Here is a 17,240-nt window from a genome sequence, read left to right as displayed (position 1 = left end):
ATTATTCGGGCGATTGACCCTTCACACCTCCATCATACGGGGCACTCCTGTTTTTTTCAAAGCCGCTAGCTTAGCGTATACAGGAATGTTTACAATGCAATCGGCGCATTTTTTGGCGTAATAGCCGCTGTGGCAACCGTTAGGTTCGTTGGCGAATGGGAATATGATCAAATGACCGTCTGGAGCGACTCTGTCCATTGTTGGAGTCATGCCGGAATTAAATACCAGAGACAGGGCGGGTGAGGAGATTCATGAAACGAAAAGCGGATGCGATACAGACAGCGTCGGATGCGGCTGCCCAAGGGGCGGACGCCAAGCCGAACCGCTATGCCATTCATTCGGTCGAAAAGGCGCTCGATGTGATCGAGGCGCTGTCGGAGCACAGCTCGCTCAGTCTGATCCAACTGTCGGAAATTGTGAACCAGCCCAAGTCCTCGCTCTTCCGGATCGTATTGACGCTCGAGGACCGCGGCTTCATCAGCCGCAGCGACGACGACGGCTACTATTGTCTGGGCTACAAGCCGTTGGTCATTACCAAACGGCTGCTGGAACGCAGCACGCTGCGCGCCAGTGCAATGAGCGAAATGCAAAAGCTGGTCGACAAATACGGCGACACGGTGAATCTGTGCGCCTTGCTGGACGAGGAGATCATCTACATCGAGATTATTGAGGGCACGTTCGCGCTGCGGATGACCGACCAGGTCGGGTCCAAGGCGCCGGTGCATGCCACCGCGACGGGCAAGGCCATAGCGGCGATGCTGCCGGAAGAGACGGTGCGCGCCCTCGTAACGCGCAAGGGCATGGAACCGCGCACGCCGAATACGATCACGACGATGCCGGCTCTGCGGCAGGAGCTGGCGCTGATCCGGGCCCGGGGATACGCGGTGGACAATGAGGAGATCACGCTCGGAGCGCGCTGCGTGGCCGCGCCGATCCTGAACATGTTCGGCCGGGTGGAGGGCGCGATCAGCCTCTCCGGCGCGCTGCATCGCTTCCCCGACGAAGCGATCGCGGAGATTGCGGCCGACGTCAAGGCGACGGCGCGCGCGATTTCGATGAAGCTCGGGTTTGTGGAGGAATAGTAGGTGTGGGGTTTAGAGAGAGGTTCACTTTCGGCAATCCGTATGCAGTCCTCGTCCATTGTGACGAGGGCTTTCATGTGTTGGCGAGTCTTATTGTCTCTTAATAAGATTTGGGAGTTGTTGAGAATTTGTACAAGTTTTCTGGTAGTATAGTCATGTTACGTGATTAGAATAAACGATTTGGAGGATTCTATCTGGATTTTATGAAAAATTGCCTAACCTCTTTAGTAGGTGCTATCATAGGTATTTATTTTTTGCAAAAAGGTGTAGTTGGTTTGCTTTCCGGAAAAATTGTACTTGCTGTGCGGGCATCAAGTGACGCAGTATATTCTCCGCCAGCTTCAATCTACGTCTCATTCTCATTTGTTGTATTGGGGATAATGTTTTTGCGCATTTTCATTAACGAATTGAGGGGGGTTATTAAAAAGAGGAGATAGAAGAGGAAGTGGCAATATAGGTACGGTATTATCGCGACGAATCTAAATTATCATATCCCAAATCAATTTGATTTTAAAAAAATAGAGACGCGTTTCTTATTACGCGTCATGCTGACAAGTACGCAAGCCGATGGACGCCGCCATCTTCCAAATTTTCAAGTACTGACAGGTCGACGTGTTTCGTATGCCGGACGGTACACGAACCCGGCAATTCGCCCGCCCCTTGAGCAAAGAGGAGAAGTGTGTGTTGAGCCATCTCGATTTGGATGAATCGGTGTATCTTGACTTAAAGAAACGATCTGATCCAGCTATGGTTTGGCTCCTTAAACCATCGTTACATCCGTTTAACGGCTTATTGATCTCCAAATTCAATTCCCTACCGCATGCTCAGGGTGCGGAATGTGGGAGGTAATACGGTTGTGGAAAAATTAATTCTTGGGCTGTTTATCCTACTGGTTGCAAATGGTGCTTTAATTTTTAGATTATTTGTATTTTCAAACGCAAACAAGTTGGTTATAAAAATCACTCTATTAATAGCAAACCCAGTAATAATTTTGGGATTAATCTTGTATTATGTCATGGATGAATTCCCGCAAAAGTTTTATTATGGAGTATTAATGGTTGCTTTAGTTGCTTTAGGTATAATTTTTTATGAAATTGAAAAAAGAAAAAAATAGTCTGATTCCGTCGCACAACTCTGAAAACGACAAGAAAACTATAAATGAGCAAAATCGGATACAGAAAATTACAAATACATCTTAGGCCAACTTGAACTGCTCACAAACGACATGAAAGGGAACGCCACTTCGTCCACATTCATAAATGGCTCGAAAGCGGTCCTGTTGAACTTGCTTTCGGACGATACGCAAGCCATTACCAAACGAATGAGGTTGTTCCAAGCCTGTCGTGCAATACAAATGGGTAAACGCAAGCAAAGCCCACAGACGAATAAAGGCCTTGGCGGAACGAACTTGGTACGTGTCAAATCCGAGGTTGTTCTTGGACTGACGGAAAAAGATCTCAATCGGCCATCGTTTTGCGTAGTAAGCCGAAATGGTTTCCGTCTCCAAGGAAACATCGGTACACAGGAACGCGCGCAATGCTTTCGACTCCCCAAACGCTTGCTCTGGCCAACATAGAAGGACAACGGCATTGTCGATTTCGTTGAGCGCACCTTCGTACCGATAGGTCCAGTACGAAGAACCATTCACGGTCACGAGGCGAACGTCTTCCTTCCGGATATGAGCAGCAAAGTCCTGAACCGAAATACGAATGCCCTGCGGGTAGAGAATGCGATTGGTCTTAAGCGCCCCAATCAGATGGTAGCCTGCCGCCGCATAGCTGTCGATGACCCGGGCGCAGGTAAACCAAGAATCGACCAGCGCGTATCCACCATGAGACGGAGTCGGCAATGTTGCCGCCAGATCGCAAACACGATCGATTTTCGTATACACGGTGCCGTCGAGATGCGTCTTCGTTTTGTCATAAAGATCGATGGAGTGGACGAGGGAAAAATCCGCACAACCTACGACGGTAGCTTGAACCTGGTGGCCCCACACGACCTTGCCCAGCAGATGCGAATGATGAAAACCAGTGCGTTCGATCGGAGCCTCAGCCTGTGACGAAGGCTTACTCTTCTGAGCGATCGTATCATCATGGATGACGAAAAGCGGCTCTGCCGTCCGTTCAGATGCTTGCATGACCTGACGAAGGGATTCGGTCTTCACTTTGGTTTGCAATACGCTTTCGTCCCACTTCCCTTCGGCCAGAAAATGGCCGAGCGTCGTCCGGTGGCACTCGCTATGTTCTGCCAGATCCACCACTTTGCCACGGAATCCTTTTGCGGTCGCGGCCGCCATATACGTCTCGATATGAGCCAAGACCGGCTTGGAATAATAGAGTGGAAGCCGGTGATGCAACAAGTAGTTGCGAAGTGTGGCATGATCGGGTACGATGGCGGTATGAGACATAGCGAATTCTCCTTGGTGTAGATGTTGTTGTGGTGACTACTTTTTACCACAAGGAGCGCGCTTTGTCTCTATTCTTTTTTGATTTACAGTTTACTGGAAGCGAATTTGCTCATTTATAGAAGAAAATTTACACTGTGGATTTGTCATGCTGAAGCAGTTAGAGAGTTTTGAGACCGGGGACAGCGCAAGGTGAAGAATCGTCAATGGAAAAGGTACCTACTAGCAGCACAAACTACCCGCGAAGTTGTTGAGTGACGAGCACTAAATGTAATCGTTTTCGAACAACCGACGGCAAACTTGCGGAGGAAAACATGGACCATATTGTAAGCCAGCGTCGATTCTTTCCCCGCGCTGTCGCGTCGCAACGAGTGTAACTCACCGTGATATACGCTGCGATATATTATAAATAAATCAACAGGATGATGTCCGAATAAATGTTGTCCGAATACTGCCGGGAAACGAAGACGGCAGTAACGGTTCCGAAGGGGAAGCCATTTCGATGGCTTCCCCTTCTGCTGTTGACAAACCAATCTAACAGCTCTCCATCTCTCTCAAATTAAACCTGGCCCTCTCACTCGGAATCGAAATCTGTTGAGAATTTGTTCAGACGAATTTGGTACTATGGGTAGTGATCCAATACATACGTATGAAGCTTGCGTCGTCAAAGGACCTAGATAAGCCCGAGAATATACTAAAATTCGGGACCTTATTCACTTTATTTGTCGATTTCTGTCCTTATTTCTGGATGCAAGAAAGATTTTGATAAAGGGGAAATGTTTATGTCCACCATTCGATTCACGCGGCCTCATCGTTCGTGGCTCTCTGCCCTGCTCGTCGCCAGCTTGCTAGTGCAGCTGGCTGTTTTTGCGCCGCCTCAGACGGTGCGGGCGGCGGCGGAGGACGTGGAAGTACTAGTCGGCCAAGCCAAGATCGGCAATCGCAGCGTCAGTGCCGATAACATGTCTATCAATTTTTTAAATAATGTTACGGGATTCAGCTACACCGCAAATAGTGAAATAGAAAATATTGCGGCGTTGAATGTCGGCGATATCTTTCTGTATAAAGACCAAGTCGTTGATCTGACCATCAGAGTGAAGGATAATCCACAACTAAGGCAATTGGCGAAGAGCGGCCATGCGCGAGTCGAGATCGGCTGGTCCTCGCTCGACTGGAACGAGGGCGGCGGCTTCATTGGCATTGGCAAGAGCTATCAGGGCACTTACGCCAGAATGACAGTCCGCAATGGTGGCAGCACGGTGGCGGAGGTCGAGGAAGAAGCATGGCACGGCGGCGTAGGAGGGCGTAGCGACTCGGCAACAATTGCTGAAGACACGGTCATTACGATTCGCGTCGCAGGTGTCCGTCACCACCGCGACTCTCCCGTCGGCATCCGCGGCATGTATATCCGCTTCAAGGATACGACGGCGCCGACGCTGAACGCCTACAGCTTCGGCGGCGACGGCCTGCAGCGCACCAATCCGAACACCGGCCAGCAGGAGCTGTACGTCAAGGAGAACGAATACATCGATCTATCCTACAACTTCAGCGAAGCAGTGCGTCCGAACAACGTGCTGCCCCAGATCAGCGATGCCTTCCTGCGCCATCCGCTGTTCGTCAATCCGGAGGGCACCGGCCTGCCCGCGAACGGCCAGACGCAATACCTGGTCAATCAGCAATATACGAATACGGCCAGCAGCCTGGCCAAGTACTACGATCAAGTGACCTACCGCTATACGGGCGTGCGCTATCATCACAGCGGCAATCTGCCATTGGAGCCGGCGATCGTCGGCACGACCGGAGACAGCAACAATCCGTCGCTGTACGAGAAATTCCTGGAGGCCGGCTTCGTCGACGCGGCCGGCAACGCCGCTTCGATCACCTTCCCCGGTACGGCGGACAGCGGCAGCGATCCGCATCTGATCGGCAAGCGGGTCGACCCGTTCGATTACGATCGGGGCGGCTTCCGCGTCATCGTGGATGCGGTGCGGCCGAAGTATTCCAAGACCAGCAACGGCATCCAGCCGGAGATCCTGACCGGCGTCACCGTCAACGACAACGACACGATCGACTTCACCGTGCAATTCTCGGAGGAAGTGACGGCCTGGCGCGATCACACCTCCTCCTGGGACCCTGCGGGCGCCTATCTGCTGTTCAACAACGGCATGAAGGCCTATTACGTCTCCGGCGCGAGCACGGACAAGTGGCTGTTCCGCACGACGCTGACCGAGGCCGTCGAGCTGGAGACGCCGCTGCTCAAGGTCGTGGCGCTCTCGCATGACGAGAAGCCGGGCAGCGATCCGGCCAGCGAGCTCGACCGCTTCGTGCTGCAGGATTATGCGGGCAACCAGCTGTTCCAGCCGGCCAATTACAAGGGCGTCCATCTCGACGGCGATGAATCGCTGCTCGACTCGACGATCGACTGGGCCAATCTGATGATCGACAATACGAAGCCGCAGATCAGCTTCCGCTTCGAATCCGGAGGCGCTTCGAGCACCACGTACCAGAAAAACGGCAAAGCGACGATCGACGCCAACGATCCGAACCTGATCGTGCCGCCGCTCGATCCGGCCAACCCCGGCGCTTCGCTGCCGAGCCGCGGCATCTACCGGCCGTCGAATATGACTGGCTCGCAGTCGCCCTCGGTCGGTCTGGTCTACTATTACTGGAGCCAGAGCCCGGCGAATCCGCTGGCGGACAAGGAAGCGGACCATCACGCCGCGCTCAAGCGCTTCGCGCTCACCGGCCAGCAGCCGCGTCAGGAGCTGTACCCCGGCGAATTGCCGAACTTCGACCTCAAGGTCGTCAACAACAAGACGAATATGCTCGCCCCGCCGGCCGAAGCGCTGCTGGCCTCGAACAGCGGTGTCTGGTACCTGCACGCCTGGACCGCGGACATGACGTGGGACTCGGCGCGCGAGCTGGCGCAATACGAGAAGATGACCCGGTTCATCGACGAGCATCCGGAGCAATACGAGCAGTGGAAGGCAGAGGCGGAGGGCTCGGAGGCCGACAAGATCATCGCCGCCAATGCGGAGGCGCTCAAGGCGGTCGGCGCCTACGACGACCTGACGATCTGGTCGCTGGAGGACTACAAGCAGCCGGATTCCAACTGGAGCTACAACAGCACGCCGTTCCTGCTGGACAATCGCGCGCCGGGTGTCGTCTTCGAGCATATCGCGGACAACATGGCCGCGAACCCGAAGGTCACCGTCCTCGTCACGGACCCGCATAGCGGGGTGTCCGAGGCGGCCTATCAAGTGACGGCCGAGGGCGCGGCGACGAGCGAGGCAGAGTGGCTGCCGCTGGACCTCGATGCCGACGGCCGGGCGACGATCGCGACGAAGGACCATGTATTCGAGGACGGCGGCTACACGCTGCATATCCGCGCCGCCGATGCGGCGGGCAACACCGGCGCGAGCACGCTCGGTCAGACGCTCGTCGTCGACTCGAGCAGCGTGGTGCGCACGGCGTTCCTGCCGGAGAGTGATGAGCATTACACCCGGACCCACGACGTCGAATTCTACGTCAGCGGCGTCGATCCCGCACGGGTCGCCTACGCCGTCAGCCCGAGCTCGACGACCCCGAGCGGGAGCGCGTATACGACGGTGACCGAGTCGGTCTATCGCGAGGCGGGCGACCCGGGATCGGTGACCGAGACGGTATATGGCAGCGGCGAGTACGGCTATGTGCTGCCGATGAGCGAGACAGCCGAGGGGATGCAGTACGTGCATATCCTTGTCGAGCCAAAGGATGGCAGCAGGAGTTATTATCCCTATAAGCTTTATTATTTCGACAACACCGCGCCGACCGTGAGCTTCAGCAAGACCGGCGTGCCCTATCCGCAGGAGTCGCAGACGGTGACGGCGACGATCGCTGTCGAGGCCGGCCGCGCCGCGACGGTGACGGAGAATAGCAAATATCAGTGGCTCAGCGCGGATGCGCCTGCGCCGGAGGCCGCTTCGGACGGATGGCTCGCGCTGCCGGAGGACGGTACGGCGACGATCCAGGGCAGCGAAGTGCTGGAGCCCGGCGAGACGGGGGACTTCGTCCTGTACGTCTATGCGGAGGACATGGCCGGCAACGGCGCAGTGAGCGCCACGGGCACCTTCACGCTGCAGCACAAAAAGAAGGATGCTCCTCCTGCCTCCGGAAAATCGAGCCTTATCTATATGTACGGTGACGCATCCGCAGGCTATACTGGCATCGTCCAGTTGAACCTGGACACGCCTGCCAAGCAAGGCTACGAATTCTCAGTCTCGCCCGATGGCGGCACGAGCTGGTCGCGCTGGCGGCCCTATACGAACTTCGTCGACCTGGCGCTCCCGACCGGCGACCCGGCACAGCTGGATGTGCAGGTGAAATACCGCAGCTCGGGAGGCTCGCCGGGGACGCCGATCCGGCTGACGACGGAGGAGCTGAGCGATGTCGAGCCGATCTACGCGATCGCACGGCTCAATACACTCAGTCCGGTGCGCCCGGAGACCGGCGTGCAGATTCAGATCACGCCGCCGCTCGGCATCCGCGTAGCCAAGGCCGCCGATAATCCGCCCGGGGGCATGGAGCAGAGCGGGACGACCTTCACCGTGCGGGAGAACGGCTACTACGCCTTCGACCTGACCGACCTGACCGATCCGACGCGGCCGGCGGTCAAGCTGTATGTCGTCGTCAACAATGTGGACGATACGGCGCCGCAGGGCAGCATTGTATACGTGAGCGAGGGGCAAGCGGGAGCCGGCGGCGCGGCGATGACAAGCGGCAATATGATCGTCAAGCTCGAGACGGACGAGCCGGTGCGCGTGCTGAACAATAACGGGCGCGATACGTATATCTTCGAGGAGAACGGCGAATTCACCTTCGAATTCGAAGACGAGGCGGGCAATGTCGGCACGGCCACCGCAACGGTCGACAAGATCGACAAGACGGCGCCGGAGGTGCGGATCGTCCGGACGTATGCCTATGGTCCGGGGGTCGACGAGGCGTACGGCACGGTCGAGGATGGCGACGGCGATGTCATCGCTGCCGCGGGCGTCGTGCTGACGGTGGAGAAGGCCGATCCGGAGGGCGAGGAATTCATTGTCGTCGGCGGGCAACGCAGCCTCGCCGTGACTGCGAACGGCACCTATACCTTCACCGTCAGCGACAGCGCGGGCAATACGACGCAAGTATCCGAGACGCTCGAGCATCTCGTGGCCGGCGTGCCGCAGCCGAGCGCGATCCGCTACACCTTCGTCGACGACCAGGGCAACCCGCTGCCGCAGCAGCAGATCAAGACGATCGGCGGCGTGCAATACGCCCGCGGTAGCGTCAAGGTGACGGTCGAGGGCGAGGGCGCGGCGTACAATCCGATCTTCCTGGGCACGCGTCCCGCGAAGGACGGTGGCGGCGCGTATACGAATCGGATCAGCGACGCCGGCGGCGCGTACACGACGAGCCGGATCTTCCAGGCCAACGGATCGGCCGTGATCGCCCTGAGCGATCTGCTCGGCAATCGGACCAAGGTGCCGGTGACCGTGCAAGGGCTGGACAACACCGCGCCGGAGATCGAGCTGCATCAGGCCAAGGCTGCGATCCTGCAGGACAAGACCGGCTTCGACGCCGCGCTCGATCTGGGCGGCTACACCGTCAGCGACAACGTCTCGGCGGCGTCCAATATCGCGGTCAGTGTGTCCGGACTCGATCTGTCCAAGCTGGGACGTCAGCTCGTGACCTACACGGCCGTCGACGAGGTCGGCAATACGGCTACGGCGACCCAGGAGGTGTACGTGGTCAGCGAGGACGGCATGCGGATTTTTGCCAACGGCTTGCTCATCTCGGCTTCCATCGGCGAATCAGCGCTCTTCGATACGAACAAGCTGACCTTCGAGGTCCAGGGCTACGACCTGATGAAGGTCGGAGAAGAGGACAAGGTCAACGCGTGGGGTACCTACGAGCTGCTGGTCCAATCCGGCCTGTACCGCGAAGGCCAGCTCAAGACGATTGCGACCAAGCTGACCTACGACGAGCTGATCTCGCAAAACTTCAAGGTCACGCTGCCGAAGGCGGGCTGGTATACGGTCATTGTCCGCAATCAGGAGCGGGAGCGCGTATTCTCGACGTTCTTCGTCGGCGGGGTGGAGTAGCGCAATGAATAGAGCTGGAGGTGCAAGCGTGAAGCTGGCAAAAAAAATAACAATCGGACTGCTTGTCTTTATCTTATTCATGACGATGCATGGCGGGGCGATCACCTACGTGGTCGCCCAGGCCAACGCCCCCAAGACGACGGTCATCTCCAATGATTACATCAAGGTGACCGTGGACAACGGCAGTGGCCGCTTCGGCATCCGTACGGTAGACGGACAGCCGATTCGCAAGAACGACGACAACGTCAACATGCTGTACGGCGGCGACGACCCGGAGACGTCCTTCACGACGTTCCGGATCGACGGCACGGACTATATCTTCGGCAATCCGTACAAGTTCGGCGCGGACTTCTTCTCGGAAATCACGAAGCCGGTCATCGTCGTCAATCGCAACGGCACCCGGCAGATCGAGACGGTGTGGCGCATCAAGGGCGTGTCGATCAAGCAGATCCTGATGCTGTACAGCAACGGCGACGATCTGAAAAACGCCGGCAACGTCAACGTCCGCTACGAGGTGGACAACCAGAGCGGGGCGCAGGTCGAGATCGGATCGCGTATCCTGCTCGACACGATGGTCGCGGACAACGACGGTCCGGAATTCCAGATCGGCACGTCGTACCGGGCGCCGCTCACGGTCGAGCGCAAGCTCGTGCACGATCCGGGCGCGATCGGCATCCCCGAGGCGGACACGGCATACTACAAGCTGCCGGCCTACTGGGTGATGCGCGACAAGCTCGATCTGACCAATCCGCTCGTGACGAATACGATCGCGTACGGGTTCAACAACTTCTCGGAGAACAACACGCATATTCTCGACGAGATGATCGTCGGCCACTGGAACGGGCTCGCGAACACGAAGTGGGATTACGAGGTCAATCCGAATCTCGACTTCACGCGCGACACCAACGATTACGGCAGCGCTGATGCCGCAGTCGCGCTGTACTGGCTGCCGGAGCCGCTGCCGCAAGGCGCGAAGCAGTCGTTCGAGACGGTGTACGGGCTCGGCGAGGTCATCGCCCCGGACAAGGTGTTCTCGATTCGCTACCTCGATCCGGTAATGCAATTGAACACGCTGGAAGACGGCAGCGCCTATGCCGATGAGGGCATCTTCGACGTGACGGCGGAGATTGAGAATCTGCCTTCCTATAATATGGAACACAGCAACATTACCGCCGATCTGACGCTCGAGAGCGGGCTCAGCTTCGTGCGGCTGGACGATCAAGGCCGAATCGTGCGCGACGACGACGGCAAGGCGCTGACGGAGAACGTCCGCTCCAAGCAGCTCATCCTGCGCAAGCCGGCGACGATCGAGGAGGCCGAGCAGGGCATCGTGCCGAAGTACAAGCCTGGCGACACGGTGACGGTCTCCTTCAAGGTGCAGGCGAAGGGCCGGCCGTGGCCGACGACGCGGCAGTATCTGCTGACCGCGCGCAGTCCGGAGACATTGGCCAAGCTGGACAGTGCGCAGCGTGCCGAGGACGAGGGCGTGATGGCGCAGTACGAGTCCAGCAAGGCGAACTTCATCCTGCTGCCCCCGGTCGGCGAAGCGAGCGCGACCTATGTGTACGGGCTCTCGCCCGATGAAGCGTTCGCGACGGACGAGAAGTATGTGACCGTCAATCTGTCGAATGTCGAGGCCTACAACGTCGGCGACGCCAATTCGGACCCGAACTTCGACCTGTATCTGAAGGAGACGGTCACCGGCGCGCGGTACAAGGTGCCGGTCAAGTCGTCGGTGCTGCTGCAGCCGACCGACGACGGCTCGACCGGCGATATGATCATCACGTATCGCGGCGGCGACCGCGTCGACGCTGCGGGCGACGTCGTGGAGTCCGGTCTCGGACCGGAGCTGCCGCTCGGCGAATATCAGGTTGAGATTGATTATAAGGGCGATGCCGGCGGCGACGAGGAGATCGCGGCGCTGTTCGACATCACGACCGCGCAGACGTTCCTCGTCACCGAGAACGAGGAGGCGCGCATTCGCAATTCGAACCTGATGGCGGTGTACAAGCAGCTCGTCGATCTGAGCTTCGTCTCGGCTACCGCCTCGGAGGAAGACCTGGAGGCGGTCAACGAGGCGATGTATCACAAGCCGTTCGCCCCGGGCGCAGATCTGTATGCGGCCAAGACGGCGCTGCGGCCGGCATTCACCCAGATGGTCATGTCCAGCCGGGTGGTCGATCCGGACCTGGATATGGGCGACTACTTGACGCCGGACGAGGGCGTTTTTGAGGAATACGCGCTGTACAACTACCGGACGTTCGCCTCGGAGGAGGAGATGGAGGCGTTCTTCGAGGATCGCGACGACCTGGAATCGCTCGTTACGATCGAGGGCATGGTCCGTCAGGTCGGTACAGGCGATAATGTGCAGGTCGTCGTCGATACGTCCACCGAGCCGGCGATCATCAACGGCGCTGTCGATTACCAGGGCAAGGATCTGGTGTTCGTGCGCGGCGGGCTCGAGGTATTCGGCTCCAAGTACGAATCGATTCCGTTGCTGGACACGCTGTTCGTCCGCGGCGACGGCACGCTCAGCGTAGCCGGCAGCGGCTTCGTCTTCCACCGCGGCGAGTGGACGCTGGACTTCTACAATGGCTTCCAGAAGAGCATACCGCGCGGCGAAGAGGAAGAAGAGGAAGAGCCGGAAGAAGAAGAGGAGGAAGAGGGCGAGGACGAAGAAAACGACAACCCCGAGGACGACTCGCTGAACGGGTCGCTGGCGTGGGCGCAGGGCGAGCTCGGCTCGCGTCTCAACCCGATGCGTCAGGTGATGGTGGAGGATGTCTACTTCAATCGTCATTCGCTGTTCAACCTGATGCCGATGGCGGTGGGCGGCTTCACCTTCTCCTTCAATGAATTCATTCTGCGCGAGGGCGGCGTATCGTTCGGCGGCTCGGTGTCCTTCGCGATCGTCGACGCCGAGATCAAGGACGTCGTCTTCAATGACAAGGGCTTCGTCGGCGTCGACGCCAGTCTCAAGTTCGAGCTGAACAAGGAGATGGGCCTGATCAAGCCCGACAGCAAGGCCGAGGGCGTAGGCGGCGAGCTCAATGTGACCCACTACGAGCAAAAGGTCGAGGGCATCAACAACTATTACGGGTTGAACTTCTCGGCGGAGCTCAGCAATATGATGGAGGTCGATATCGAATTCGCCCTTAAGCAGGTCGACGACGGCCGCATCCTGCCGGATGTGATCGGCTTCGGCACGACGCTCGGCCAGCCGGGCGTGCTCATCACCGGCGCGACCTATCTGACCGCGATCCGCGGCGCGATCCGCGAGCTGGCCGATACGATCGCAGGCGGCACGAGCGACGATCCGTTCCCGTTGACGCTGGAAGCGGGCGTGTCGCTGCGCTTCGGCATTCCGCCGGCGTATCACTTTGGCGATATCGATATGACGCTCAAGCGGACCGGCATTGCGATTGTCGGCAAGCTGGACTTCTCCACGGATCCGTCCGGGGACGACCTGATCCCGATGATCACCGAGGCGCTGCTCGAGGCGCAGTGGGTCACGCCGTGGTTCGTGCGGCTGCAAGCCGAGGTCGACGTCATGGGCTGGGACGTCATCATCGGCAAGGCCGGCATCTTCGTCGGTCAGAATCTGGAGAAAAATCGCATCGACTTCGAGGGCTACATCGGAGCGAAGGTGCAAATTCCGGGCAGCGTGCCGGTCGTCGGCGGGATGCCGCTGTCGAGCGTGTTCCTCGGACTGAATAATGACAAGGTATGGGGCAGCGTCAGCATCCTGCTCATCTCGCTTGGCATCACGTATTACTGGGGCGGGGGCATCGAATTCGGCACCTCCGGCGAGGCGCTGCCGGACGGCATGGTGCACCTGATCGTGGAGGACCCGGAGAAGGGCCCGCAGCTGCTCGTGATCGGCCAGGGCATCGAGACGGTCGCCACCTCCTGGCTGACGCCGGAGCAAGAGGAGCAAGAGGTCGTCTACCGCGATCTCGGCAATGGTGTGGCTGTAGTCGATCAAGGCACGATGAATGTGGGCATCGGCGGCATCCTCTCGCGCAATGGCGGACGCATCCACGATATCCCGATGGGCGAGGCCAGCGGCAATGCGCTGCTGGAGGTGACCTACGACGGACCGGACGTGCCGAATCTGACGCTCAAGGACGGCACCGGCAAGAGCTATCCGATCGTCTACGACAATACGAATACCGATCCTGACGCCACGGCATTCACGCAATGGATCCCGGCAGCCAAGGCGAGCGACGCTGTCGACTCGTACAAGGCGTACATCATCGTGCCGCAGGAGCGCGTCGCTGCAAGCGGTGCGACCTGGACCTTGACGGCCGAGGAGCCGGTGGATACGAAGCTGCTGGCCGTACCGACGCAGCCGGAGCTCGGCAGCGTCGAGCTGGCGGCTGACGATGCGGATCCCAATCGCTTCACGGCCTCGTGGACGGTCGACAATGCCAAGGAGGGCGATACGGTCAGCCTGTATCTGACCGAGGACGCGCTCAGTACGGCGACGCCGTCGGCCACCTCGGACGAGGTGCTGGAGCCGGGCGAGCCCGGTCTGCTGATCGCCAAGGATGTGCCGGTCGGCACGGACGGCAGCGGTAGCTACGACATCGACGTCACGGCCGTCTCGCTGCTCGGCGACACGGAGGATATCCGCGGCTTGCTGCAGCAGGGCAATTACTACCTGCGGGCCGAGCTCAAGTCGGTCTCGGCGTACGACACGATGACCTCGCCGCAGCAGTTCGAGCTCATCGATCCGCTCGCGCCGACTGCGGTCAGCGGAGTCAAGGTCGAGCCGGCGGGCAACGGCATGTTCGCACTCTCGTTCAAGCCTGCGGCAAAAAAGGCGGGCCACGAGGGCTTCGAGCACAGCTATGCGCTGCACGCCGAGGCGATGCAGGGCGGCGAGCGGGGCGAGTATATGCCGTTCGGCGAGCTGCTGTTCACCGAGGAGGAGCTGGCGCCGTACTGGAATACCGCCAGCGGGCGCTACGAGGGCATCCTCGTCGGCGACTGGCGGGCGGTCGCGACCACTAACGAGGTCATCACGGACGAGGCTAACATCAAGTACACCGGGCTGGAGCCCGGCTCGAAATACAGCGTCGCCGTCGCGGCGGCGACGAAGCCGACGAAGGAAGCGGACGAGCACGAAAATTATCACTTCGCCGAAGCGAAGGGCAGCGCGCTGACGCTGCTGCCGGTGCCGGCGGAGCCGAAGCTGCGCAGCGCCTCGAGCGAGGGCTTCGGTCCGAAGCTGACGGTGCTGACCGGTAGCGCCGGCGAGCAGACGATCCAGCTCGTCTCCGACCAGCCGAACATCGAGGTCGAAGCGCTGTTCGACGGCCGCAGCATCGGCTACGCCAAGCTGGCCAATACGGGCGGCGGCAGCGCAGGCAAGCTGACGATCGACGGCATGGCGTCGGACGGGACGTACGGGATCGAGCTGCGCGCGCGCAATACGGTCACCAAGGACAAGCGCAATACGCTGCTGGAGCTGACCGTGGACACGCTCGCGCCGGTGCTGTACATCGATGCGCCGCAGACGGGCGAGCGCACAGCAGGCGGCAAGATCCGGGTCGCCGGGCAGACGAGCAACGACGCCTACCTGACGGTCGGCGGGCAGGAAGTGAAGGTCAATGCCGACGGGACATTCGACGGCGAGATCACGGTCAGCTCGTCCGAGCCGACCGTCAAGCTGGCATTCGTGGCAGTCGACGGCGCCGGCAACGAAAACCGGGCCAGCGTCTCGATTACCAACGACGGCTTCGAGGTGCCGGTCGGCCTGACGCTGCGCGCCATCACCATCGCGCCGGGAGCTACGGCGGATATCGAAGCGGCGCTGCGCTATCCGGACGGCAAAACAGGGGACGGCAAGCAGCGCTTCAAAACAGCGGCTGTGAAGGATGAGGAGCTGGAGCGGCTCAGCTACGCGCTGACGGCCGGGGAAGGCGTAACGTTGAACGCAAACGGCCAGGTGCTGGGCGAGCATGTCGGCTCGGCGCTGGTCGAGGTGCAATACCGGGTCTCGGACTCCGTCACGCTGACCGGCTATGCGCCGGTCAAGGTGGAGGAAGCCAAGCCGACCGCGCTCCAGACGATCAAGGCGCATGCCATGCCAATTAGCGGCCAGCGCGGTCAGACCAAGCTGGTCGTCACCGAGGCGGGCGAGCAGCTCGGCTACCAGCTTGTCTATCAGCGTTACACGGGCAATGCTTCGACGGCTGCGCCGTCGTTTGGCGCGGATCTCGGCCAATGGACGATCCTGCCGCAAGACGGCATCGTGACGGCGCAGACCGGCGATCGCTTCATCGTCGCCAAGCGCACCTCGGCCGACAAGAAGGCCGTCGCGGCCTCCGGCGTGCTGACGGCTGTCGTGTGGGGCGAGAGCGGGGGCGTGTTCTTCCCGTGGTTCGGCTTGCCAGGCGGACAGACCGAGAGCGGCGCCATGACGATCAACGGCACGGCGATTGAGTCGACGCTGACGAATGGCATCCTGGCCACGAACATCACGAATGATGATGTGGCCGATTCGAACGGTCAACTCGTCATCCACTCGAGCGAGGCCGATGCGACGGGCTACGTCATTCGCATGGAGGCGGCGTCGGTGCGTACGCTCGCCGCGGCCGGACGGGCAGTCGCATTCGAGCTGCCGCTGCTCAAGCTGACCCTGACGGCGGAGCAACTGGCTCGGCTGGACGGCGATCTGGAGCTGATGGTCGCGCCCAATAGCGTCGAGATCAGCGGCGACGCGGCTGCAATTGCGGACGACATTCAGGCGCAGCTGCTGGGCGCGGGCGCCGGAACGTCGATCTCGCTCAATCTGGCGGAGGAGGACTGGAGCCTGCAGACGCGGGCGCAGATCGCCGTGCCGGAAGGCGTCAGCCTGCGCGAGCTGAGCGCGGTCATGCTGCTCGGCGAGGACGGCGCATGGACGCCGCTGCCGTGGGAGCTGGAGATGGTGAACGGCCAGGCGTATGTGCGCGTGCCGCTGACCGATCCGGGCAGCCTGTTCTTCCTCGCAGGCAACGCCTCCTTCACCGACGTGAAGAGCGGACACTGGGCGGAGGCGGGCATCGCCCGCTCGGCCTCGGCGCTGCTCGTGCTCGGCAAAGGGCAGGGCAAATTCGATCCGAACGGACGCGTGACGCGGGCTGAATTCCCGACGATGCTGCTGCGCGCGGCTGGGCTGATGACCAAGCAAGGCAGCGGGGAATTCCCGGATGTGGGCAATGAAGCGTGGTATGCGCGCAGCGTCGGCATCGCGGCCCGTTACGGACTGGTCACCGGGATGGGCGACGGCAGCTACGCGCCGCAGCGCACCCTGACGCGGATGGAGGGCATGGCGATGATCGGCCGGCTGCTGGAGCTGCAGCAAGGCGCGCAGCTCGGCACGGCCGAAGCCAATGCGATTCTCGCGCCTTACAGCGATCGGGCGAGCATTCCGGAGTGGGGCCTGATCCCTGCGGCGCTCGCCGTCAGGTACGGCATCATTGCCGGCGACGCGCAGGGACGCATCGACCCGAGCGGCGAGCTGAGCCGCGCCCAGGCTGCGGTCATCGCGTCGCGGCTGGGCGTCTGGCTGGCGAAGCCGCAATAACGATGCGGATCCATTCCGCGTAAAAGTGAGCATGCACGGCTGATTTGGCCGGCGCG

General features: G+C 59.9%; 5 protein-coding genes. 4 read left to right on the top strand and 1 reads right to left on the bottom strand.

Annotation, left to right across the window (positions count from 1 at the left end):
* The first annotated feature begins 251 nt into the window (after positions 1-251).
* Both IDH44_RS19545 and IDH44_RS19540 read left to right on the top strand, forming a co-directional pair.
* The gene (locus tag IDH44_RS19545; protein WP_190920503.1) at positions 252-1,082 is read left to right on the top strand and encodes an IclR family transcriptional regulator; all 831 of its coding nucleotides are present in this window, start codon (positions 252-254) and stop codon (positions 1,080-1,082) included.
* Between the two features lie 856 nt (positions 1,083-1,938).
* On the top strand, positions 1,939-2,196 hold the full coding sequence (locus tag IDH44_RS19540; RefSeq protein WP_190920502.1) for a hypothetical protein: 258 nt from the start codon (positions 1,939-1,941) through the stop codon (positions 2,194-2,196).
* Between the two features lie 81 nt (positions 2,197-2,277).
* On the opposite strand, the gene IDH44_RS19535 is transcribed toward IDH44_RS19540, so the two are convergent.
* Entirely contained in the window at positions 2,278-3,489 is a 1,212-nt protein-coding gene (locus IDH44_RS19535; protein WP_190920501.1) for an IS701 family transposase, read from the bottom strand.
* Positions 3,490-4,268: 779 nt separating this feature from the next.
* On the opposite strand from IDH44_RS19535, the gene IDH44_RS19530 reads away from it, so the two are divergent.
* Complete coding sequence (locus IDH44_RS19530) at positions 4,269-9,608, top strand: hypothetical protein (protein ID WP_190920500.1); 5,340 nt, start codon at positions 4,269-4,271, stop codon at positions 9,606-9,608.
* Between the two features lie 28 nt (positions 9,609-9,636).
* The gene (locus tag IDH44_RS19525; protein ID WP_190920499.1) at positions 9,637-17,184 is read left to right on the top strand and encodes an S-layer homology domain-containing protein; all 7,548 of its coding nucleotides are present in this window, start codon (positions 9,637-9,639) and stop codon (positions 17,182-17,184) included.
* The last annotated feature ends 56 nt before the right edge of the window (positions 17,185-17,240 follow it).

Origin of the sequence: Paenibacillus sabuli, from assembly GCF_014705605.1 — a bacterium.
In the GTDB taxonomy this organism is placed as follows: domain Bacteria; phylum Bacillota; class Bacilli; order Paenibacillales; family Paenibacillaceae; genus Paenibacillus_D; species Paenibacillus_D sabuli.
The sequence above is the reverse complement of the archived record's forward strand: the minus strand, read 5'-3'. Positions and strand labels throughout refer to the sequence as shown.